This is a genomic window from Phytohabitans sp. LJ34, assembly GCF_052068095.1.
Classification (GTDB): domain Bacteria; phylum Actinomycetota; class Actinomycetes; order Mycobacteriales; family Micromonosporaceae; genus Phytohabitans.
In genome coordinates, this window is record NZ_JBQHDG010000029.1 from 75,040 (window position 1) to 96,986 (window position 21,947).

Below are 21,947 nucleotides of genomic sequence, written 5' to 3' on the forward strand. Positions count from 1 at the left end.
GAAAGCAGTCCGCGGAGTTCGCGGCCCGGCTGGTGCTGCTCGACCCGGGTGGGTGCACTTTCACGGCTCGGGCCGGAGCCGAACGGGTACGCCGGACCGGCCGCCGTGTCCGGCTCGTCAGCGACCCGCCTGCTCCTCGTACTCCGCCTTGATTTTGTTGCCCACCCGGTCCATGAACTGCTTGATGGCCGGCTGCCACGCCGATACGGGTTTGTTGCCGAGCTGGATCTCCAGCAGGACCGAGTCCAGTGCCTGCTGCTCGCTGGCCGCCTTGCTGGCGGCGGTCTCCGAGTACAGCCCGAGGGTCGGGTCCGGGACGGCGAGCGGGACGCCGGCGACCTGGTGGTCGTACTGGTCCTGCACGGCCTGGCGGTTACCGGGCTCGTAGATGACGGGCGATGCCTCGGCGAGGTACCGCACGGGCAGGAATGCCTGGCTGCGGCCGGCCTCGGTGAGGGTCGGGTCGGAGCCGTTGCGGTTGAACGTCTGGCCCTCGACGCCGTACCGCAGGGCCATGTACTCGCTGCTGCCGAAGGGTGAGCACAACCAGTCGAGGACCTTGAGGATCTGCTTGATCCGGTCGGCGTCGTCGGTCTTGGCGATGGCGGTGAAGCTGGACAGCGTCGGACCGGGCGTGCGTACCCGCGTCCCCGTGCCATCCCGGGTGGGCGAGAGCATGCCGGTCAGACGGAAGCCGGTCACGTCTTTGGCCTGGCCGTAGAACTTGCCCCACCCGGCGTACCCGCCGACGGTGAACGAGGTCGTGCCGGCCAGCATCCACGCGTTGCGCTTGGTGTTGGGCGCGCCCGCCTGGTCGGGATGTACCACCCCGGACTTCACCAGTTCGACGGCGTCCTGGAGGGCCTGGCCGAACTGCGGTGTCGTCCCGGTGTGGGTGAAGACGCCGTCCTTGGCCTGCCAGGCGCCGGCGCCGCCGGGCCAGTTTCCGGTGATCCCGTTCATCTCCAGGATCGTGTTGAACGGGATCTGCCCGAACGCCCAGCGGCCGGCCCGCTCGTCGGTCAACGCGGCCGCCATCTGCTTGAACTCGTCCCACGACGTGGGTTGGAGGCTGAGTCCGGCCTTGGCCAGCAGGTCGGCCCTGGCGTACAGCACGGTGCCGATCCGCGCCCGCGGCACCGGGATGCCCCAGATCCGTTGGTCGTAGACGGTGCTGCGCCACGCGTCGGTGGGCAGGCCGGCGAGGTTCGGGTAGGCAAGGACCGCGTCCCCGGACAGGTACTCGGTCAGGTCGGTGAATGTCGCCTTCAGCATGGCCGGCATCTGCTCGACGACGCCCTGGATGGCGACCATGTCCGGCAGGTCGCCACCGGCGATGGTGGTGGCGACCTTGCTCTTGTAGTCCGCCGACGCGACGTACGTGATCTTCAGCTCGGTGCCGAGTTTGTCGTTGAGGTTCTGCCAGTAGGGGTTCGAGCCGAGCGCGGGGGCGATCGGGTCGTACGTGTACGTCAGCGCCGTGACGGCCTCGCCCTGCACCGGCTGCGACGCCGCGCTGGAGGCGGTCGGGTATGTGAAGTATCCCGGCGACACCCCGGCCGGCTCGGCGGCCAGGTCGGGCGTTGCCGCGGTGACGGGCTTGTAGGTGGGCAGCTTGACCGGCCCGGTCGAGCCGTTCGACGAGCTCGACCCGCCGTCGCCGCATGCCCCGAGCAGCGGGCCAAGCCCCGCTGCCGCGCCGAGTGCCAGGACGCGACGACGGCTGAGGGTAGGTGCCATGACGTCTCCTTCCACATTGTGTGGACGACCGATCAGCCCTTGACGGCGCCGACCATGAGTCCCTTGGCGAAGTGCTTTTGGATGAAGGGATAGATGAGCAGGATGGGCAGGATGGAGATGACAAGAATCGCCATCTGGACGGAGATTTGCGGTGGCAGGTTCTCCAGGTTGGAGCTGAGCTGGTCGGACCCGATCGGGGTGTTGTTGACGACGTAGGTGCGCAGCACCAGTTGCAGCGGCCACTTTTCCGGCGACTGCAGGTACAACATCGCGGAGAAGAACGCGTTCCAGTACGCCACCGCGTAGAACAGTCCGATCACGGAGACGACCGCCTTCGACAGCGGCAGCACGATCCGCAGCAGGATGCGCACCTCCCCGGCACCGTCCATAAAGGCGCTTTCCAGCAGCTCGCCGGGGATTTCCAGGAAGAATGCGCGCATGACGATGACGTTGAACGCGTTCACCAGCACCGGCAGGATCAGTGCCAGGTAGTTGTCCAGCAGGCCGAGCTGCTTGACCGTCAGGTACATCGGGATGATGCCCGGGTTGAACAGCAAGGTGAACACCGTCATCAGCAGGATCGGCTTGTGCAGCAACGAACCTGGCCTCGACAGCGCGTACGCCAGAGCGATCGTGGCGACGAGGCTGAGTGCCGTGCCGACCGCGGTGATGCCGGCGCTCACCATCAGCGCACGGGTGACGATTCCGCCGGACAGGACGGCCCGGTAGGCGTCCAGCGTCGGTTCGCGCGTCCACAGCACGAAGCCGCCCGCCCTGCTGATCTCCTCCGGGGACGCGATGCTGGTCATCAGCACGGCCCAGAACGGAACCACCACCGCCAGGCAGCCCACGCCGAGCACGAGTCCCCGCGCACCGATCCCCAGCTTGCTGGGCTCACCCATCCAGGCCGGGCGCTGGCCACGGCCCGAGCGTGGCCGCCGCGGTCCCGCGCCACCGGCGGGGCGCGCCACGGACACCGCAGCCGACACAGGTCCGCCCGTCACTTGGCGTACACCCCCTGCTCGCCCAGCGCGTGGGCCGCCCGGTTCGCGCCGAGCACGAGCGCGACACCGACAATGCCTTTGATCAGCCCCACCGCGGCCGCGGTGCCCCAGTCCCCGCCGACGATCCCGTGGTTGTAGACGTATGTGTCGAGCACCTCGCTGGCACCGGCGCCGACCTGGGCCTGCTGTAGGATGATCTGCTCGAACCCGACGGACAGCGAGTCACCGAGCCGCAGGATCAGCAGCAGGACGACCACTGGGCGGATGGACGGCAGGGTCACGTGCCACAGGCGGCGCACCGCCGAGGCGCCGTCCACCACCGCAGCCTCCATCTGTGTCGGATCCACTCTGGACAGTGCGGCGAGGAAGATGATCGTCGACCAGCCGGTGTCCTTCCAGATCACCTGTGATGTGATCATGAGCTTGAACAACTCGGGCACGCCGACGATGTGGAATGTGGACAGGTCGGCCGAGCGCAGCCAGCCGTTGAGCATCCCGCCGTTGCCGAACATCTGCTGGAACAGGGCGACCACGATCACCCACGACAGGAAGTGCGGCATGTAGAGGATCGACTGGGTCAGGCGTTTGAGTCGCTCGCTGATCGTCGCGTTCAGGATCAACGCGAGGCAGATCGGCAGCGGGAACACGAAGACGACCTGGATCAGCGTGATGATCAGCGTGTTGACGAGCGCGTTGAGGAACACCGGGTCGCCGGTAAGCACGGGCTCGAAGTTGTCCAGCCCGACGTAGGGGCTGTGCCAGATTCCCAGGAACGGCTGGAAGTCCTGGAACGCGATGATGTTCCCGCCAAGCGGCAGATAGTGAAACAGCAGCAGCGCCGTGACCCCGGGAAGCGCGAGCAGCAGCAGGACCCGGTCGCGCCGCCAGCGGTTGCGCAGGCTATGCATCGCCGTTCCCCACCGGTGCAGGCAAGCCGATGGGTTGGCCCCCCACGCAGGCCCGCACCGCCGCCCGCAGCCAGTCGTCGGCGTTCGCCGCGACCCTCCTGCTCCGGGCGACCGCAGGCGCCGGGTCGGTTGCGATGTCGGTGACCGCCGCGACCACCATTGCCGCAGCGCGATGGTCGAGCTCGATCACCAGGTCCGGAGCGCCGAGGTCGGCGAACATCTGGGACTTGGTCGTCTCGGTCGGCTGTCGAAGGTAGATGGTCGGGATCGCGTGCCGTGCGGCCAGGATCGGCGAATGACACTCCATGCTGACCACCAGCGACGAGGCGGCGTAGACACCGGTCGCCTCCTCCAGCGGCCAGTAGCGGTCCAGGAGCCGGACCTGCCCGAGTGTCTGTGGACTGACCAGGCTGGGAAGGTGCTCGTGCGCCAGCTCGACGGCGTAGCTCATCTCGGGCACCACGATTGCCGGCAGGCCGCTGACACGTACCCAGGTCTCGATCGCCGCCGCCAGCACCGCCAGGTCGTGCGTCACGGTCGCCCGGTTGACCGCGTCGCGGCGCATCTGCTCGCGGGTCGGGTCCGTGCCGTAGATCTTCGCGTAGGGGCTGTAACGCAGCCGCGGGACGAAGCAGGCGAACCGACCGGGCTCCAGGCCGAGACCCTCCAGCAGGCGGGCGGCCGCGACGGCGTCAGTATGGTCGAACGCGAACGTGCCATCCGGCCCGAAGGCGAGGTCGGGCCGGGTTACCTTCTGGCTGCGCAAGGTCGCGAGGGTCAACGTTTCGCGGCAGTAGACGAAGTCGGCGCCGTCGAGGCGGTCCTTGACGTCGTCGTCGAGATAGGACGGCGGGAGCAGATCGACCATCCGGGCCAGCTCCGGCAACGTCGCCACGGTCGGTGGGCACAGCGGATCCACGGTGACCCCGAAGTACCCGTACGGGCGGCCCACGTGCCGGCGCCACCAGTCGATCTCGGTGCTCTGGAAGGCGTCGGCACCCGATCCGTGCATCAGGACGTCCGCGCCGTCGATGGCGGCGGCCAACTCCGGGGTGCTCGGCCCGTCGCCGTCGAGAGTGCCGTCGACGACGCGCAGATCGGGCAACGCGTGTCGCAGCATGGATCGCTCGCGCTCCTCCAGCCGCACCGGCCAGAGGATGACCTCGACCTCGGGGGCGAACCGCTGGAACGCCCGCACGACACCAGGGGAGTGAGCCACGTCGCCGATGTTCACCGTCGCCCAGGACGACCGCAGGAGGACGGTGTGACGGGTCGATGTCATGCATGCTCCTTCGGTGACGTATCGTTAATTCAACGTAGGCCGTGGTGAGACGTTACGTCAAGATCCGAGGAGGTTCGCAACGTGGCAACGCAACGTGACGTCGCCCGAGCTGCTGGGGTGTCGCTCGCGGTGGTGTCGGCGGTGGTCAACGGCACGAGCCACACCCGGATGAGGGAATCCACCCGCACCCGGGTGCTGCGGGCGATGCAGCAACTCGGCTACCAGCCGAACCAGGCGGCGCGCTCGCTTCGACTCAACCAAACCGGCATGATCGCGATGATCCTCAACAAGCTTGACAATCCGGTCTTCGGACCGCTGCGGCATGGGGTCTACGAGGCGGCGGCGGAGCACGGCGCGACGGTCCTGCTGGGCGATGCCGAGACGATGCGCTCCGGCAGCCAGCTCCTGACCCGACTACTGAGCCAGGGCACGGTCGACGGCATCCTGATCCGCGGCGAAGGGCTGCTGGACGACGACGTTATGGCCGAACTCCGCTCCCACCCCAAGCCGATCCTCGTCCTGGAACACAATCAGGAACATCCCTGGATCGACATCGACGATCGCCGCGCAGGCGAGATCGCGACCCGGTTCCTGGTCAACCTCCGCCACCGCCACATCGTCTTCATCGGGGGATCGGGATACATCTCCCAGCAGCGCTACCTGGGCTACCAGCAGGCGATGGACTCCGCTGGGCTGGCACCGGCCCCACACCTGGCCACCGGGTTCGGCGAGCAGGCCGGCGCCGACGGGCTCCGGCAGGCCATGCAGGCGGCAACCGCACCGACAGCCATCGTCGTCAACAACATCATGAGCGCGGTCGGGGTCCTAGCCGCCGCACACGACCTCGGCATCGCCATCCCCGACCAACTGTCGGTGATCGGCATCCACGACGTCGACCTGATGCAACACCTACGCCCGGCCGTGACCGCGGTTCGGATGCCCATGTACCAACTCGGCTGGGCCGGCGTCGAGGCGCTGTACGACCTGATCGCAGGACGGCCGGGCACGGGCGGTCTCATCACCGACCCCGAGCCCGAACTGGTAGTCCGAGACTCAGCGACCGCCCTGAACCCGCCGGGCACGTGAACCTCGCTGCCGTTGGTGCGCATGACATCGCGGCGGCGGTCCTGCTGGTCGGTAGGCTGTGACCTGGTGCACCGGGGAGCCTGGTCGGCATGTCCACCGCTCGTCGCAGTCACCTCGGTTCATTACCCCGGTTACCCCGGCCTGCTGCTACGACAGCGCCTCGCCAGCCAGGCGCCCAGGCCGAGCGTGTGCTTGGGGGCGATGTCCACCGTGGTCGGGTCGACGCCTCGCCCGCGCCGCCCGGACGGCAGCATCGTCACCGTGCACAACCGGTCGATGAACAGGCGTTAGTCGGCCAGCTCCAACCCGTCCCATGCGGCTACCGGGTCCGGCGCGTTGATCACCGCGGCCAACGGTCGGTGGTCACCGAGGCGTTCAACAACTCGTCGATCTCGGCGATGCGGGCGTTGCCGCGCTCGGTTGCGGAGATCACCTGGACGCGGGTCTTCAGCCCGAGCACTTCGTCTTCGGCTATCAGGTCCAGCCGGGTGCGGATCGCCTTGCGTTCGGCGCGCAACGCCTCCGCGTCCACATCCGGACCAGGCGCGGCCAACAAACTCATACGCCCTCGGATGGGTCAGCGCGTACAGCACATGCCCGAACACCAGCCGGTCCACGTTGGCCACGTTGCGAAGATGGAAGCGGAGCTATCGGCTCGGGCAGCACGGGTAGGCGTTCGCGTCGTCCCCGCCCGGCCGTGGTCAGACGGCCTCGATCGAGTAGACGCAACACTCCGCAATTGACTTCACATGAGTCGAAGGAATCACCGACGCGTCCGTGTAACCGGAAGGCGTGGTGCGGCTCATTCGTTCCCGCTGGATCAGCTCGCGCTATATCACCAGGGTGTCGAACCGGCCTTCCCGGCGGCGGACGTGCCCACGCCATCCGGCCATGAGTGCGATGAAAGTCCAGCCGCTGCCACCGAGAACCAGCGACCTCAGCATGGCGGTGGGGTCGACCCGATCGGCCTCCTTGAGCGCGATCACACCGTCCGGATCGGTGAGAACGGTCAGGGTGTCGCCGACCTGGTAGCCGGGGGCGCTGCCCCGAAAGATCAGCGGCTCGCCGAGCGGCCCATCCTCACCCTCAAGCGTAAATGTGTGCTGCTTACCGGCGACCTCAGCGTCGACGACGGTTACCTCCTGACGGACGCCGCGATTCTCCAGCGCCAGGTCGGGGGCGAGTTCCACCGACCCCACGAGCACGAACAGGCCGGGAATGAACGAGAGCAAAGACAGCCACATCGCCCGGTGCAGCAAACGTACGACGATCAGAAAGACCAGGCAGAAGACGACTCCGGTCACGATCGAAATGACCTTCGACCCTACCGCGGCGTACGCGATGGCGGTATTCAGCCCGATGAAAGCCAGGCCAAGCAGCACCACCAGCGCCGTCCTTGTAGCCGACTTGCCCGCCGGCCAGGCTCCCGCCCAGCGGGTGGAACCGGCCGGCGGCGCCGCGGCTGGACCCAATCCGTACGAATCGAACCCGACCGGAGGCGTTTGGGTGAATCGCTGGTCGGCCGCTCGTCCTGCGGCGGGCCGGATCCGGCCTGGTGGGGCGGGTTCGGGACGCATGGCCAAGATCGTAACAATGGCTGACACCCAATCCGAACGTGCGGTGGAGGGCCGGATCGGCGATCGCCTCGGCCGGGACACCGCCGCCTACACCCAACTCCACAATCAGCTCCTACGACCAATAAAGTGCCAACCCACCGATCCGGTCGGCTATCGAGGCGCAGCGGAGCCGACCGACAGCGGAAGCGGCAGCGCCAGGTAGCGACCGTGTGACCTGGCGATGTACTCGCTGATCATCATCCGCGGGGACCGGGTGGTAAGTCTCCACCACGGCTGGTACAACTGCGGCGTGAACGACCAGGTCGCATATCCCCCTCGGCCAGGCACGCCGCCGATGCCCTCCTCCCCGACCACGCGTAGCCGGGCCTACCACGTGTGGGCCCAGGTGCTGCTGTGGGCACCGGTCGCCTTCACCGTGATCGGCGTCGCGCTCGGCGTGGGGCTCCTCGCGGTCGCCGATGCCGACCCGACGCACGGCTCGGCTGCGTACGGCTATCTCGGCCTCGTGGCTTGGGGCGTCCTCTTGGTGCTCTCACCCGTCCTGCTCGGGTCTTTCATCGCCGGGCTGGTCATGGTGACCCGGGCGCGGCACTGACGGGTTTGGCCACGCGCCGTAGGCCGGGGCGGGGGCCCGTCCCCCTAGAGCGGTTGCCATCCCGCCCCGGCCGCCACCCGACGAGGCATATGGCGCTATTTCCGCTGCTGATCCGTACGCCAGACACGAAGGCATTCGCTGGTCGATCGATGGGCACCGGGGCACCTATCACATGCCGCTCAAGCACAGCAAGCGCAACGACGAGGCCCAATCAACGCCGCTCCAGAGGGACCAGATCAGTCACCTCGACGCGGCCGGCATCATCAAATGAGCGGCCCCCAGGGGCAGGCGCACGCCGCCCGACTCGAGGCGCTGCTCACCTCCGACAGGCTGATCTCGAACGGCGGAGAGCTGACACCGGCACAGCTTGCGGCCGGTGCCCGTGCGGCGGGTCTCGGCGGTGCCCGAGATCGTGTTGCTGGTCGTCGGGCTGGCCGGCGCATGGGTCGTGCCGTACGCGCCGTTCTGGGTGGCGGCGACCCTCGGGCTGTTGACGATCGTGGCGGCGCGCCGACAGCAGCGACACTCCCCTGAACGGCAACGCGTCGGCGCGACGGAGAAGGTCAGAATCTGAGACGGGTGCGGCCCACCCGCTTCGTCACCGAGCTGGACCCGGCGGGCCAACACGTCAGGGCTGGCAACGGCCTGCCCCCACCTCATTGCTTGAGCAGGGTAGCGATCTCTACCGTACAGATCGCCGCGGCGGATCAGCGGATGCCTTCGGCGTGGTGCCGCCGGGTGGCGGCGGGGTGGAGGCTGGTCCTGACCAGCGAACCGGCCGGTGTCAGTCCAAGTGCCACCGAGCGCGCCCACCTGGCCGGCTGTTGTCGGCCGTCATTGTCGAACGGATCTGGAAGCGAGCGCGTAGCGCTCGGTCAGGTAGCCGGGAGTGTCCAGGACGGCTTCCAGCCCGAGTACCGGCGTGATCCGGGACGCGTGTCGCGGTCCCAGGCCTTCGACTCGAGGAAAGTTTCGGTTACCCGCCGCCCTTGTTTTGACCCATTCTCCGCCGAGGCCGCGCCGGAAGGTCTCGCCCAGATACCACGCCGCCCCGTCCCTGAGCCGCCGGTGCTCCGGCGCGTTCAGCTCTTCGCTGGACGCCACCGACCGGCGCAACGCCTCCTCGACCGCGGGAAGACTCGCGGGCTCGAAGTCCCATACCCTACCGGCGCCGTACTCAGCCACCCACCGCGGAAACCCCGCCTCCTGCTCCGCCAGCCACTCCCGCAGGGCGGCCGTCTCCTGCTCCGGCGGGTCCGCCATCGTCCGCTGCTTCACCGGCCGCCACGAAGGATCCCCCGCCCGAAACTGCTCGACAGCACCCGCCCACCGGTCGTACACCCCGACCAGCCGATCACCGGACCTCGTCGTCAGGGCGTCGAGCAACAGATCCAGCGGCGCCACCGGCACCAACCCCAGGACGGGATCCGCACACGCGACCGGCCCGTCACCCTCATGCTGCGGCGGCGACCCACGGTCTCTCCAAGCCCACTGCCCACCGGCCACCCGCATAAGGGTCTCACCCACGTACGCCTCGAAACCGTGGAAAGTCTCCCGCAGGATGAACCGCTGCCCAGCCTCCGTCACGGCCAAGCGATCCAGGACCACCCGCTCCAACGCCGCCAAGGACTCACGCGAGTAGTCGAGCCGCACACCGCTGTCCTTCAGGTCAATGTCGCTCAGACCGAGTAGCACGAAGTAGATGCTCTTATGCCACTGCGCGAGTGGATCCGACACCGCTGCTCCCGCCACTTCCCGAACGGACGAACCTAGGTGGACGCACAGAGGCTAGCGCCACGGACCGCCGGTGCCCAACCTGCGCAAATGGCTGACTGGCTCAGCACCGGTGCCCCGGCACGGATCGGGCCTCCGGTTAGCCCGGTCTCAAGGTCGGTCGTGAGCCCGGCGCCTTTCCACGATGGCAGGTCGGACCACTCAAACTCAGAACAAACCGATACCCAACGGGAGCCGCGCCTCGGCGGCACTACATCGGCACCGCTGCCAAAGGCCGCTACAAGACCTACCGCTACTACACCTGCTGGAGCCGCGCCCGCTACGGCACCAAAGCCGGCTGCGACGTCCACCGCCTCAACGCCGACGAACTCGAACAAGCCATCGCCACCGCCCTGCTCGACTTCTACACCACCCGCGACGACCTCATCACCCAAGCCGTCGCAACCTTCCAAGAACGCCACACCGCCGCCACCAGCGACCTACGCAACCAACTCGCCGCCGTCGAACGCGAACTTCAAAACACCGCCACAGCGACCGACCGCTATCTGATCGCCTTCGAACGCGGCACCCTCAACGACGATGACGCCCAGATCCGCGACCGGCTCACCCGCCTCAAAGACCAAACCCGGCACCTACGCGGCCGCAAGGCCGACCTCCAACTCCAAATCGACCAACCACCGCAAGCACTCAGCCCAAACGACCTCGCCGCACTCAGCAACGAAATCCGACAGATCCTCACAAGCGACGAACCCCGCATCCGCAAGGGCGTGGACACGACCGCGTAGCACCGCGCGGCGGGCTGACCACGAAGCTGCACCTGGGCTGCGAGCAGGGCCAAAAGCCACTGTCGATCGTGCTGACCGCCGGGCAACGCGGGGACAACCCACGGTTCATCGCGGTGCTTGAGGGGATCCGGGTACCCCCCGGCTGGGCGACGGCCGACCCCGGACCCGCCCGGACCGGGCCCTGGCGGACAAGGCGTACACCAGCAAAGGCACCCGCCGCTACCTGCGCCGACGCGGAATCAAAGCGACCATCCCATCCAAGACCGACCAGGACGCCAACCGGCGCAAGCTCGGGTCCAAGGGCGGCCGGCCACCGACCTTCGACCCCGAGACCTACAAGCGCCACGCCGTGGAATGCGGCATCAACCGACTCAAACGCAACCGAGCCGTGGCCACCAGATACGACAAACTAGCGGTTCGCTACGAAGCCACCGTGCACATCGCCGCGATCAACGAATGGCTCTGAACCGACTTTGGTACAGGCCCTAGGCGCGATCCGATGGTGAGCGAGACAGCTTGAGCGTCGACACACCTTCGGGACCGTAAGAACCACCCTCAGAAGCTACCTGAGCAGGCGTTTCCGTCGTACGTCTGCGTTTGGATACGCATATGCAGCGTCGCGAGCCGGTTGCCCGTGGTGAGTTCGGCGACGTAGGTTGCGATGCTTCGACGCGGCTCCTCGGTGAGGTTCGCGGCGGCGATCCGCAGCGCCAACGGAAGGTAGGCGCATGCCCGGGCCAACTCGTCCACGGCCGGCTCCTCCGCCCGGACCCGTTCGGTGCCGATGGCCCGGCCGAGCAGGGTGCGCGCCTCCTCGGCGGTCAACACGTCGAGCGCGAAGCGCTGCGCGCCCTCCCGCGCGATCAACCCGCTGAGCCGGGTGCGGGCGGTGACCAGGACGAGGCAGCCGGCGCTTCCGGGCAACAGCGGCCGTATCTGGTCCACTGAGGCGGCGTTGTCCAGCACCACCAGCACCCGCTGGCCGGCCAACCGCGACCGGTACAGGGCGGCCGCTTCGGTGACCTCGACCGGCACCGCCGTGGACGGCATGCCCAGGGCGCGCAGGAACTGGCCCAGCGCCTCGACCGGCCGCATCGGTGGCCCCTGCGCGTACCCGCGCAGATCGACGTAGAGGTGCCCGTCCGGGAACCGGTCGGCGACGCGGTGCGCCCAATGGACGGCCAGCGACGTCTTGCCTACCCCGGCCGACCCCGCGACGATCCCGACAGCGACAGCCGAGGCGCCGTCGCCAGCCGACTCCAGCAAGGCGTCCAGCGCCGCGATCTCCCGGTTGCGACCGGTGAACCCCTTCACATCAGTGGGCAATGACGGGGAACCACCACCACACCCGGCGGCGTAGACACTGCAACCGGAACCGGACCCGGCAATGCCTCCCGACGCAGGACGCAGGACGCCGCCCGGTCGTCGTCACCACCAAGAATCGCCTCATGCAGACGCTGGAGTTCGATGCCGGGCTCGACGCCGAGTTGCTCCACGAGCAACGCCCGGGTGTGCCGGAAGGTAGCCAACGCCGCCTCCTGCCGACCGGCGCGATACTGCGCGAGCATCAGGAATCCCCACAGCCGTTCCCGGTACGGGTGGGCGTGCGTCAGCGTGGTCAGTTGGCCCAGCAGCTCACCTTGGCGGCCGGCGGCCAGGTCGAACTCGATCCTGGTCTCCAGCGCCTGCGCCCGCTCCCCTTCCAACCGCTGCGCCGAGGCCGCCAGAGCCGGCGTGTGCAAGCCGTCGAGAGCCGGCCCCCGCCAGAGCCCCAGCGCGCTGCTCAGCGCCGCTGCCGCCGCGGACTGGCGGCCCTGTGCGATCAACGCGTCGGCGTCGGCGATAAGGCGACCGAACCGTTGCGCGTCCACCTGCCCGTCTCCGGCGTGGATCACATATCCGGAACCCTGCCTCGTGATAGCACCCGCACCGTCGTCGTCCGGCCGCAGCAGCCGGCGCAACGTCGACACCCGGTTCTGCACCTGAGTCCGGGCCGTGGCGGGCGGATTGTCGCCCCATGCCGCAGCCACCAGACGGTCGACCGACACAACGAGATTCGGTTCCATTAGCAGCGCCGCGGCGATGCATTGGCCTCGCGGGCCACCCAATGCAACGGCACCGTCACGGCTGAACACCTCCACCGGGCCGAGCAACCGGAACCCCGCTCCTGACATCACGCACCCCCGTCGCGTCTTTCGGTGTCGGCGCGGCGCGGCCGAACCAAGCTCAGCCAACCGCGGACGCCGCGACCATTGGTCGGCGATTTGCAGCCTGCCGACGCCCGCACGAGCGCCCGCAGCCTCGCGAGGAACTCGGCTTGCTCGGCGTCGTCGGCGCCGCGGGTGAAAAGCTCCTCGAACTGGTCGACCACCACCGCCAAAGCCACCTCGTGCGGGGTCCTCGCGGCGATCTCACCCATCCGCCAGGCCAGCTCGGACGCGGGTCGCCGGCCCGCCGTCATCAGCACCGGCTGCCACGCCGGCCGCGCCGAGGCGGCGCCCAGGCGCGGGATCAGACCGGGCCCGCAGCAGCGACGACTTGCCGGTGCCGCTGGCGCCGGACACGACCACGACGCGGCACATCCCCAGCGTGGCGGCGCTGGGGCTGCCGCGGTGGAGCGACGCCGTCGTCGCCGAGGACCCTTACGCCAAGGATCTGGACCGCCGCCGGCAGCCGGGCCGAGTGGCGGGCGATGGACGAGGCAGCCTCCTCGCGCCACCTCGCCGAGGCACTCGACGACCTCGTCGCGGACGGGACGATCGCCGCGCAGCCGATGGCACCACTCGCCCACCTGCTGTCCGGCGCGATGAACGAGGCCGCGCTGTGGCTGGCCACCACCAAGCGCTCGAACGCCTTGGAGCAGACCTGTCGGCACTCGCCCGCATACTGGCCGGCCCCCGCACCCACCGACCGGAAGCGCGTGGCTACATCGAAGCGGACGCTGACCACGAAGCGCGCGCATAGTGGCCAGTGTCGTTAGTTCGTCGAGGGTTGGGGCGCCGGCGCCTACGACGCCCGACCGGCTCGGCGATCCAGGGGCTCGACCGACGGATCTCCGCCGCCGCCGCGGTCGTAGCGGTCGCCGGGGCGCCGCTTGCGTCGGTGACCCTGCCCCCGGCCCAAAGGCGGCTAGCGTGGAGGCAGCGGCCGAGCCGGTCGCTTGGCCACAGGTAGTCCATATCGGACGGTGGCCCCGGTCCCGCCGGAGGGGTCGGGACAGCCACGTGTGCCCCGGCCAGACGGACCGGAGCATGGTGCGCTTCTGCCGCACAGCACCAACCTGCGCGTGCTGCGCCCGTACCGGTCGGATACCAGCGACGCCGAGTGGGTAGTGCTGGCCCCGCATGTGCCGGCTGGGACCGGACACCGCCGCGAATCGGAAACTTCGACATCCAGGCTCGACGATGGGTCGGGTGGTGAACAACCCAAATATCCGGTTCGCGACAACGAGGAAGCCGTCACCCGACTGGTCACCGGCGTCCAGTTCCGTTCGATTTCGTCAATGGGCTCCGGCGGTCGCGAACACTTTCGACAGCCACGGAACGCCCGTGGCCGGCAACTGAGGAGGACAGGTGAGACGTACACGTACAGCGATCGTGTTCGCCGCCCTGGGCGTCGCGACGCTCGTCGCCGGCACGCCCGCGAGCGCCTCGAACGCCACGGCGCCGGCGAAGCCGGACACCACTGTGGAGGCACAGCCGTTCAGCTACCTCCCGCCGGACGTGCGGGAGCGGATGCGGGCACAGGACCGCGCCAAGGCGGCCGCCAGCGAGGTGCGCTGGGCCGTCGAGCGCACCGGCGCCACCGGGTACAGCGGGATCGAGCTGCGGGACGGCGCGGTCGTGTTGTGGTACAAGGGAACGCCGCCGCCGGCGGTCAGCACGGCGGTCGCGCGGGCCGGCCGTACCGCACCGGTCGAGGTGCGACCGGCCAGGTTCTCGCTCGCCGACCTGAAAGCCGCGTCCCACACCGTCATCGAGCAGATCCGGAAGCGGCCGGACGGACCGGCGCACACCGTCAAGATCGCGATGGACGGCAGCGGGCTGGTCGTCGGCACCGACCGGCCGGCGACGCGGGAAGCCGCCAGGCTCTTCGACGTCGGGGTGCCGGTCCGGATCGAGCAGCAGCCGCGGCTCGAGCAGACGGCCCGGATCAACGACACCGCGCCGTACTACGGCGGGGCACGCATCGTCAACAACGAGACCAACTGGTTCTGTACCACCGGCTTCGGTGTACGCAGCACCGTCGACAACCGGGAGTACATGCTCACCGCCGGCCACTGTGGACGGCCGTCCACCGGCTGGAACAACGGCGACGGCAGTCGCTACCTGGGCGGTACGAGCTTCGAGCACCGCGGCTACGACATCCTGCTCATCGGTACCGACGCCGGCGGGCGCATGTTCGACGGCGGCGTCGGCACCGGGGAGTTCACCAAGGGCGTCGCATACTGGGACTGGGTGTACGGCGGGGAGTGGCTATGCAGCTCCGGCTCGGTCAGCGGGGTCATCTGCAACCACCGCGTGGACGCGTTCTTCGCCTCGTACTGCGACACCGACATGTACGGCACCTTCGAGTGCTACGAGAACCTGATCCAGTCAACGCAGGTCGACGGCCTGACCGCCGCGCGGGGCGGTGACAGCGGTGGCCCGGTGTTCGGGGTGACCGGCGTCGAGCAGGTGGTAGCCAAGGGTGTGATCAGCGGCGTCGCCGGCAGCTCGATGGTCTGGCAGGACTTCGGCACGGCCGCGATCGAATGGAGCGTCGTCCCGGTGACCGGCTAGCAGCGGTCCCACCGGCCCCGTTGCTGAGCTGTCCCGCTCAGCAACGGGGCGACCCGGCTCACTATCCCTACCGGCCAGGTCGGAACGGCGCCGGCCCGTAAGACGGGCCGATGGTGGTCGCCGATGCGCGGCCAGGGTGCGCGGGCCGCCACGGCGACCGCGGCGATCGGGCGGAGCGCGGTGCTGAACATATCCATTTCGGTCACGGCAAATAGCTCTTCATGCGCTCTCCTCGCGTGATCGAGCGCACTGCCCTCGGCAAAGTCGTGAGTCCGGCTACGTTCCAGAGGCCATGAACGCAGCGAGGATGTAGTTCGGATAGCGGTCGAGGTTCTTGCGGGCGCGGTCGTACCGCATGGTGGTGCGGGGGGTCGGCGTGCCGGGCAGCGATCTGCACGTCGCGCAGGCTCACGCCGGCGTCCAGCATGGTCGTCACGTACCTATGTCTGAGCATGTGAGGATGCATCCTCGGCATCCGGATCCCAGCTGTAGCGGCCAGGTGCTTGAGCCGGCGGGTGGCAGCATGCCGGTCCATCCGCGCGCCGAGACTGTTGCGCAGAATGGGCCCGTCGAGGCGACCGTCGACGGCACGGTCGATCGCCCGGGCTATCGCGGGTGGGAGTGGGACGAGCACGACTTTGCCGCCCTTGCCGCGAGATCGCGCAGAGTTTGACGATGGCTTCCGGCTTCTGCCGGCGTTCGTCGAGCGTGGCTGGCTTAACGACGCGGCTCTGCCCATCTTGACCCAGCTGGACGAACAGCTCGCCGCGATGAGCGGCCAGCACAACGCCGATTTGTGGCATACCGAGGCACTGACCAGTCGAGCCGAATGGGATCGAGTCAGGGTATTGGCAATAGCAGCCCCGACTCTACCGGGCTGATAGCAACCGGGCGGCGCACTACTTTCGGCACGACAGCGCGGACAACCTTGGCATCAGGCATGCCACGGGCCTGCCAAGAGAGTGTCGAATGGGATCGAGAACTATGAATGGGTCGATGGTGGCGGTGTGGGCGGCGATCGCGCTGCTGGCTGCCGCGCTGATCGGGGCGGCAGCCGGTGTGCTGACCTGGTGGGATACGCGCAGCGTTCCCCGTGCGCTGTTGGTCGGCGGCGGCGCGGCCGGGGGCACGTTGGCCCTGGGCCCTGGCCGCGGGGGCACTGGTCCAGCCGGCGTGGCCGGACGGCCAGCGGGCGAGGCCCACCTGATGGAGCTCGAGCTGCGGATCGGGTCGTCACGGACGCCACCGGCACCGTCGCCATCAACGGCCATGACCTCCCGACGTTCGAGCGCGACCTCGATACGTCGAACGACACCGCCAAGATCGTCATCAACGACTCCGGTGCCGGCGGAGGCGGCTCGCCCGCGACAGGCGCGTCGACGGGTGTCGCCGCCGCGGTCGGTGCCCTCCTCGTGGTGGTAGGTGTCGCCGCCTTCCTGATCGCTCGGCGCCGCCGACTCACCCGAGGCCAACGCCGCCGCTGGCTACGCATCCCCACCACTTGGCCCTGGGCCAAACAGATCATCACCGCGTTCGACCGGATCACGGCCATCCCGCACCCGGCTGACCAGCTCAGCCGCCATACCGACAACCGGAGGAAACAAGGAGACCACGCCCATCGCCGCGACAGACGGCCCACCACGATGCCCGACACCCACAAAGATCGACCACCAACGATCAGCATCATCGGCAGACCCGGCCGCATAAGACGCGAATCATCGAGGCTCAGGACAGCAACGACAGATATGTGGCCGCACGCGACCGCCGCCACTATGAGGGTGTGGGGTCGCGAGCACCCCAAGCGTTGGGAGTGATCCATGGCTACAGAGCTCCCCGACCCGGCGGACATCGGGAGGCACTACGACGAACGGTCGCCGATCGAGGATGAGTTCCGCAACGGCCAAGTCCACATGCACTATTGGTACGACGATGACGACAGCGCATCGTTGACCGAGGCCGTGGCGCGGATAAGTCGCGAGGTGACCGACACCCTCGGCCTGCGTGCGGGCGAGCACGTGCTGGACGCGGGTTGTGGTCCCGGCGAGACAGCGGCGTACCTTGCCCGGCAGTTCGAGGTCCGGATTACCGGCGTCACGGTGAGTGCATTCGAAGTGGAGAAGGCCAACAAGCGGGCCGAGGCGAGCGGCGTCGGCGGGCTGGCGCAGTCCGCGTATGGCGACCTCATGAAGCTGGACTACCCGGACGACACGTTCGACGCGGTGCTGGCGCTGGAGTCGCTTCAGAACGCACGGACCTGGACCAGGTACTCGGCGAACTGTACCGGGTGCTGCGGCCGGGCGGCCGGCTGTCGCTCTCCGACTTCAGCCTCGAATCGACAGGTGACCCGCAGCGGCTGGCCAGGTTCATGGCGAGCCTGAAGCTGAACGTCCTGCCGTCCCTCACGGAGTGGAACACGCACCTGCGGGCCGCTGGTTTCGAGATCGAGGAGTACACCCAGTACGGCCCGAGGGGTGTACGGCAATAGGGCGAAGTTCCTGGAGGCCGCGATGGTCCGGCGCGGTGAGGTGGCCACGAAGTTCGGTGAGGGCGCCATCGCCGACTTCTCCAGAAGCAGCATGGGTTATTCGCGCCGCGAAAGGACCAGATCGGGTACGTCATCGTGTCCGCAGAAAGCCGAACCAACGATGACTGAAGCGATTCCATTTGTCGGTAACGGCCGGCTCAACCGGCCGGTCAAGCTCGGAAAGGTGTCCTCGTGATGCTGGCATCAGTGTGTCCCGCGGCCGGTGAGACCTGGGAGTTGCGTGAGGTTCGCACGCCCGTGCCGGGTCCAGGCGAGGTGCTCATCCGCGTGCACGCGAGCGGTCTGTGCAGCAATGATGTGTCGCTCACCAACGGTACGTTTCCGTATCCGCCGATCGATCCGACCATCGTCGGGCACGAGCCCGCCGGTGAAGTCGTCGAGGTCGGCGCCGGGGTGGCCGCGCGCAAGGTCGGTGACCGGGTCGGCGCCACCTGGATCCAGGGCGGCTGCGGCTCGTGCGATCACTGCCGGCTCAACCTCCCGGTCACCGGCATCACCGGCATGAACTGCGACAGCCCGGCGATGACCGGGCTGACCAGAACCGGCGGCCACGCCGAGTACCTGGTGGTGCCCGCGTCGTCCACGGTGCTGCTACCGGAGGCGCTGCCCTACGAGATGGCTGCGCCGCTGCTGTGCGCCGGGTACACCTCGTGGTCGGCGCTGCGGGCCGCGGATCCGCGACCGCACGAACGGGTCGCGGTGGTCGGCATCGGCGGCCTTGGCCACCTGGCCGTGCAGTTCAGCAAAGCCTGCGGCTTCGAAACCGTGGCGGTGACCCGCACCCCGGACAAGCACGAACTTGCCCGCGAACTCGGTGCCGACCACGTCGTTTCCAGCGGTGAGGCTCTCGCGAGGATCGGTGGCGCGGACGTCGTCGTCGTCACCGCTACTTCGTACGAGGCCGCCACCGAATGCCTTGCGGGCCTTCGGATCAACGGCCGCATGGTGCTCGCGACCATCGACCCGTCGGGTTCCTTCACCATCGACGCCTCGCGACAGTTCTTCGCCAGGGGCCAGTCAATCCTCGGTGCCACCCACAACGGCCTGCCATACCTCGTCGAGGCCCTCGACCTGGCAGCACACGGCGCCGTCACCCCCCAAGTCGAGGTCTTCCCCAAGGAGAAGATCGCTGAGGCGGTCGACCGCGTGACGGCTGGAAAGGTCCGTTTCCGCGCCGTTGTCACCTACTGACCGGCGAGCGGTCCACCGGTAGGTCGAGTTCACATCGGCACCATAGACGAGCCACGCGGCCGGTAGGCTCCGCGGCGTCATCGCACACAATGGTGTGGGGTGCCAGCTCGCGGTTCCGCAGTTCTCGGGCGTTGAGGACCGACCGCTGCTGGTTCAGCCCCGGCTGCCGGTCAGGGTGGTAGGGGCCACGAGGTCTACGACGAGCACAGCGGAAGTGCCGGCAAACCTCAAGCGGCGCGGCGGTATTCGTGGATCAGGCCACCCAAGACATCGACCCGTTGCACCGACGACTCGACGGCGCCCGGCTCGACCAGCCACCCCGGAAGCCGGGCGCGGCGGCCGCAGGTCCAGGCTACGGTGCGGTCGTACCGTGTTGTACGAGTTCGGACCCTTGCAGCGCCGTCACACGATCGCCAAGATCCTCGACCAAGCCACCGCGGGCACAGCGACTACTGGTCCGCCGACGCCGGAGGGACCGACGGTGGCCGAGTGTGATGCGAAGCTGGCCCGCTACCGGGTCGCGCTCGACGCGGGCGCAGACCCCGCGGTGGTGGCCGGCTGGATCGCCGAAACTCAGGCCGAACGCCAACGCGCCAAGGAACGCCAGCCATCGGCAACCACCACCAACATTGCAACCGACATTGGCCGCCTCACCGAGGAAAAAATCGTCGCCATCCTCGACGAACTCGGCGACCTCGTCACCGCGCTCCGAGAGGCCCAGCCGGAACACAAGCTGGAGGTCTACCGCAGCCTCGGGCTACGCCTGACCTACCTAGCAGAAACACAAACGGTGCGGGCAGATATCGATCTTGCCACGCACCGTTGGGGTTCGGGTCGTGTCCGAGGGGGGACTTGAACCCCCACGCCCTATACGGGCACTAGCACCTCAAGCTAGCGCGTCTGCCATTCCGCCACCCGGACTTGTGCGTCCACTCTACCGGTGGCGTCGGAACGGGCGCACCGTCCTATCGCCACCCGAGGGCCGCACGGGGGATCACTGTACACGGCGTGGGTGGGGGTTTGCACGGCGGGCGCGCTGGGTGGAAAACCGGCGGCGGGGCGGTGGTTGGGTAGCCACACTGGGGGCCATGTCGATCACCCGGATCAACCCGGACGTGTTGCACGTTACTCCCGGTTATCACCACGTCACGGTGGTGTCGGCGGGGCGTACCGCCTACCTCGCGGGTCAGTGTCCGCTCGGGGCGGACGGGGTGCTGGTGGGGTTGGGGGACTTCGACGCGCAGGTCGACCAGGTGGCGGCGAACACGATGGCCGCGCTAGCGGCCGCGGGCGCCGGGCCGGAGCAGGTGGTGCGGACGGTGATCTACGTGGTCAGTGGGGAGCAGGCGGTGCTGTCGCGGGTGTGGGCCCGGTTTCAGGCTTCGCCGCTGGCTGCGGCGTTCACGACGGCCAGCACGCTGCTGGGTGTGGCCCAGCTGGGCTTCACCGGCCAGCTGATCGAGCTCGACGTCACCGCCGCCCTCCCGTAGCCGAAACCCGACCCGGGTGGCGCGACGCGCCGGCCGCCAGGCAGCATGACGGGCGTGTCCCAGCCGTCTCCGCTCGCTACCGCCCAGCAGAACGCCCGTGCGCTGCGTGACGCGGGTGATCTCGCCGGTGCTCGGGTGATGCTCGACCAGACCCTGGAGGGCGCCAAGGCCGCGCTCGGTGAGGACAGCCCGGATGTGATCGCGACCGGGCAGGTGCTGGCCGGCCTGCATCGGGAGGCGGGTGATCCGATGGCGGCGCGGCGGGTGCTGGAGGAGGCTTACGCGGCGGGTCAGCTGCATCTGGGCGATGGGCATCCGCTGATGTTGTCGATCTCGTTCGACCTGGGTGGGGTTGCCGAGGAGCTGGGTAACCGGCACGAGGCGCGGCGGGCGTTCGGGCGGGTGGCGACGCTGGGGCCGACGGTGTTCGGCGACGACCACTGGACGGTGCGGGCGGCGCGGGAGTATCTGGGTGAGGCGCCGCCGTCGGTGGAGCTGACGATCCCGTCGGAGGAGCCGCCGGCGCCGCCGCCGATGCAGTTCCCCTCGTCGGCGGCGTTCGCGCTGCCGAACACACCACCGGCGCGGCCGGCCCCCGCGGTGCCAGCCGCGCCTCCAACGCCGCCCGCGCCGGTCTACACACCGCCGCCGCCGGCATACCGGGTGGAGTCCGAGCCGACGTACCACGTGAGCCGGCAGCCGCGGAAGGTGCGCGGGGCGACCGTGGCGGCGATCATCGCGGCGGCCGCGGCTGTCCTGGCTGCGGGGTTCGTGGCGATCCAGGTGGTCTTCACCGGTGGTGGGGGTGACGGCGACACGCCGCCGCCGGCGGCGGTCAGCACCGGGCCGCGGTTGGCCGGTGAGCCGCCGACCGACCTGAAGGTGCGGGTGGACGGCAACGCGATCACGGTGACCTGGAAGGACCCGACGGAGGGGACGGTGCCGTTCATCGTGGCCGGCGCGCAGGCGGGCCGGCAGCACAAGGCGATGGCGACGATCAATCCGGGTGAGACCAGCGCGACGATCAACGGGTTGAACCCGCGGTTGGGCTACTGTTTCACGGTTCTCGCTGTCTACAGCACCGACGAATACGCTGCGTCGGGCCAGGTGTGTACGGAGCGTAATACGCCGACCCCGGGTTAATCCACAATCGTGAAGATCACTCGCAGCTGGCGCGACCTGGGCTGATACCACGGTCAGTGGGGTTATCCACAGCCTTGGTGGGACGT

General features: G+C 68.6%; 22 protein-coding genes, 1 tRNA gene and 2 pseudogenes. 12 read left to right on the forward strand and 13 right to left on the reverse strand.

From position 1 onward, the window contains the following. Positions 1–117 precede the first annotated feature (117 nt). The 4 genes from ACTMTJ_RS38980 to ACTMTJ_RS38995 are packed head-to-tail and all read right to left on the reverse strand — an operon-like array spanning position 118 to position 4,934. Complete coding sequence (locus ACTMTJ_RS38980) at positions 118–1,740, reverse strand: extracellular solute-binding protein (RefSeq protein ID WP_441223772.1); 1,623 nt, start codon at positions 1,738–1,740, stop codon at positions 118–120. A gap of 32 nt (positions 1,741–1,772) precedes the next feature. Continuing rightward, on the reverse strand, positions 1,773–2,729 hold the full coding sequence (locus ACTMTJ_RS38985; RefSeq protein ID WP_441223773.1) for a carbohydrate ABC transporter permease: 957 nt from the start codon (positions 2,727–2,729) through the stop codon (positions 1,773–1,775). Positions 2,730–2,740: 11 nt separating this feature from the next. Then, on the reverse strand, positions 2,741–3,652 hold the full coding sequence (locus ACTMTJ_RS38990; RefSeq protein ID WP_441223774.1) for an ABC transporter permease: 912 nt from the start codon (positions 3,650–3,652) through the stop codon (positions 2,741–2,743). Next, positions 3,645–4,934 carry a polysaccharide pyruvyl transferase family protein gene (locus ACTMTJ_RS38995; RefSeq protein ID WP_441223775.1) on the reverse strand — a complete coding sequence of 430 codons (1,290 nt, stop codon included), beginning with the start codon at positions 4,932–4,934 and terminating at the stop codon, positions 3,645–3,647. Before ACTMTJ_RS38995 ends, ACTMTJ_RS38990 begins: the two co-directional genes overlap by 8 nt. Before the next feature lie 81 nt (positions 4,935–5,015). Between ACTMTJ_RS38995 and ACTMTJ_RS39000 the strand changes: the two genes are divergently transcribed. Beyond that, positions 5,016–6,020, forward strand: a complete 1,005-nt coding sequence (locus ACTMTJ_RS39000) for a LacI family DNA-binding transcriptional regulator (RefSeq protein ID WP_441223776.1) — start codon at positions 5,016–5,018, stop codon at positions 6,018–6,020. Between the two features lie 340 nt (positions 6,021–6,360). Here ACTMTJ_RS39000 and ACTMTJ_RS39005 read toward each other — a convergent pair whose 3' ends face one another. Both ACTMTJ_RS39005 and ACTMTJ_RS39010 read right to left on the reverse strand, forming a co-directional pair. Beyond that, positions 6,361–6,552 carry a hypothetical protein gene (locus tag ACTMTJ_RS39005; RefSeq protein ID WP_441223777.1) on the reverse strand — a complete coding sequence of 64 codons (192 nt, stop codon included), beginning with the start codon at positions 6,550–6,552 and terminating at the stop codon, positions 6,361–6,363. Positions 6,553–6,850: 298 nt separating this feature from the next. After that, positions 6,851–7,405, reverse strand: coding sequence for a hypothetical protein (locus ACTMTJ_RS39010; protein WP_441223778.1), 555 nt, complete (start codon positions 7,403–7,405; stop codon positions 6,851–6,853). Between the two features lie 481 nt (positions 7,406–7,886). Between ACTMTJ_RS39010 and ACTMTJ_RS39015 the strand changes: the two genes are divergently transcribed. Then, positions 7,887–8,192, forward strand: a complete 306-nt coding sequence (locus ACTMTJ_RS39015; protein ID WP_441223779.1) for a hypothetical protein — start codon at positions 7,887–7,889, stop codon at positions 8,190–8,192. A gap of 376 nt (positions 8,193–8,568) precedes the next feature. After that, a complete protein-coding gene (locus ACTMTJ_RS39020) occupies positions 8,569–8,766 on the forward strand; it encodes a hypothetical protein (protein ID WP_441223780.1) in 198 nt (65 codons plus the stop codon). A 260-nt stretch (positions 8,767–9,026) separates the two neighbouring features. Here the strand turns inward: ACTMTJ_RS39020 and ACTMTJ_RS39025 are convergent, their stop codons facing one another. Continuing rightward, positions 9,027–9,929, reverse strand: coding sequence for a hypothetical protein (locus tag ACTMTJ_RS39025; protein ID WP_441223781.1), 903 nt, complete (start codon positions 9,927–9,929; stop codon positions 9,027–9,029). A gap of 251 nt (positions 9,930–10,180) precedes the next feature. Between ACTMTJ_RS39025 and ACTMTJ_RS39030 the strand changes: the two are divergent. Further along, positions 10,181–10,309 (forward strand): annotated as a pseudogene (locus ACTMTJ_RS39030) (zinc ribbon domain-containing protein); the annotation flags it as partial. 96 nt (positions 10,310–10,405) lie between these two features. Here ACTMTJ_RS39030 and ACTMTJ_RS39035 read toward each other — a convergent pair. Next, entirely contained in the window at positions 10,406–10,549 is a 144-nt protein-coding gene (locus ACTMTJ_RS39035) for a hypothetical protein (protein WP_441223782.1), read from the reverse strand. A gap of 89 nt (positions 10,550–10,638) precedes the next feature. Here ACTMTJ_RS39035 and ACTMTJ_RS39040 point away from each other — a divergent pair. Next, a pseudogene (locus ACTMTJ_RS39040) lies at positions 10,639–11,177 on the forward strand (IS5 family transposase); the annotation flags it as partial. An 89-nt stretch (positions 11,178–11,266) separates the two neighbouring features. Here ACTMTJ_RS39040 and ACTMTJ_RS39045 read toward each other — a convergent pair. Genes ACTMTJ_RS39045 through ACTMTJ_RS39055 form a run of 3 tightly spaced genes read right to left on the reverse strand, consistent with a single transcriptional unit; the run spans position 11,267 to position 13,502 of the window. After that, positions 11,267–12,037, reverse strand: a complete 771-nt coding sequence (locus tag ACTMTJ_RS39045) for an AAA family ATPase (RefSeq protein ID WP_441223783.1) — start codon at positions 12,035–12,037, stop codon at positions 11,267–11,269. Beyond that, a complete protein-coding gene (locus ACTMTJ_RS39050) occupies positions 12,022–12,852 on the reverse strand; it encodes an AfsR/SARP family transcriptional regulator (protein WP_441223784.1) in 831 nt (276 codons plus the stop codon). The genes ACTMTJ_RS39045 and ACTMTJ_RS39050 overlap by 16 nt, the downstream gene beginning before the upstream one ends. A 32-nt stretch (positions 12,853–12,884) precedes the next feature. After that, positions 12,885–13,502, reverse strand: a complete 618-nt coding sequence (locus ACTMTJ_RS39055) for an nSTAND1 domain-containing NTPase (protein ID WP_441223785.1) — start codon at positions 13,500–13,502, stop codon at positions 12,885–12,887. On the opposite strand from ACTMTJ_RS39055, the gene ACTMTJ_RS39060 reads away from it, so the two are divergent. Beyond that, positions 13,404–13,691 carry a hypothetical protein gene (locus ACTMTJ_RS39060; RefSeq protein WP_441223786.1) on the forward strand — a complete coding sequence of 96 codons (288 nt, stop codon included), beginning with the start codon at positions 13,404–13,406 and terminating at the stop codon, positions 13,689–13,691. The genes ACTMTJ_RS39055 and ACTMTJ_RS39060 overlap by 99 nt on opposite strands. Positions 13,692–14,283: 592 nt before the next feature. Further along, a complete protein-coding gene (locus ACTMTJ_RS39065; RefSeq protein WP_441223787.1) occupies positions 14,284–15,492 on the forward strand; it encodes a hypothetical protein in 1,209 nt (402 codons plus the stop codon). A gap of 202 nt (positions 15,493–15,694) precedes the next feature. Here ACTMTJ_RS39065 and ACTMTJ_RS39070 read toward each other — a convergent pair whose 3' ends face one another. Continuing rightward, positions 15,695–16,231 (reverse strand): tyrosine-type recombinase/integrase, encoded by a 537-nt coding sequence (locus tag ACTMTJ_RS39070; RefSeq protein ID WP_441223788.1) that lies wholly within the window; start codon positions 16,229–16,231, stop codon positions 15,695–15,697. A 1,078-nt stretch (positions 16,232–17,309) separates the two neighbouring features. Between ACTMTJ_RS39070 and ACTMTJ_RS39075 the strand changes: the two genes are divergently transcribed. The 3 genes from ACTMTJ_RS39075 (at position 17,310) to ACTMTJ_RS39085 (ending at position 20,084) form a co-directional block, all read left to right on the forward strand. Continuing rightward, the gene (locus ACTMTJ_RS39075; protein WP_441223789.1) at positions 17,310–17,870 is read left to right on the forward strand and encodes an SAM-dependent methyltransferase; all 561 of its coding nucleotides are present in this window, start codon (positions 17,310–17,312) and stop codon (positions 17,868–17,870) included. Between the two features lie 341 nt (positions 17,871–18,211). Further along, entirely contained in the window at positions 18,212–19,228 is a 1,017-nt protein-coding gene (locus ACTMTJ_RS39080) for an alcohol dehydrogenase catalytic domain-containing protein (protein ID WP_441223790.1), read from the forward strand. Positions 19,229–19,598: 370 nt separating this feature from the next. Continuing rightward, positions 19,599–20,084 (forward strand): hypothetical protein, encoded by a 486-nt coding sequence (locus ACTMTJ_RS39085; protein WP_441223791.1) that lies wholly within the window; start codon positions 19,599–19,601, stop codon positions 20,082–20,084. Here ACTMTJ_RS39085 and ACTMTJ_RS39090 read toward each other — a convergent pair. Beyond that, positions 20,066–20,149: transfer RNA gene (locus ACTMTJ_RS39090), tRNA-Leu, on the reverse strand. The two genes, ACTMTJ_RS39085 and ACTMTJ_RS39090, sit on opposite strands and share 19 nt — an antisense overlap. A 167-nt stretch (positions 20,150–20,316) precedes the next feature. Between ACTMTJ_RS39090 and ACTMTJ_RS39095 the strand changes: the two genes are divergently transcribed. Together ACTMTJ_RS39095 and ACTMTJ_RS39100 are read left to right on the forward strand one after the other, a co-directional pair. Beyond that, entirely contained in the window at positions 20,317–20,718 is a 402-nt protein-coding gene (locus ACTMTJ_RS39095; protein WP_441223792.1) for a RidA family protein, read from the forward strand. Positions 20,719–20,772: 54 nt separating this feature from the next. Further along, positions 20,773–21,861, forward strand: coding sequence for a tetratricopeptide repeat protein (locus ACTMTJ_RS39100; RefSeq protein ID WP_441223793.1), 1,089 nt, complete (start codon positions 20,773–20,775; stop codon positions 21,859–21,861). The last annotated feature ends 86 nt before the right edge of the window (positions 21,862–21,947 follow it).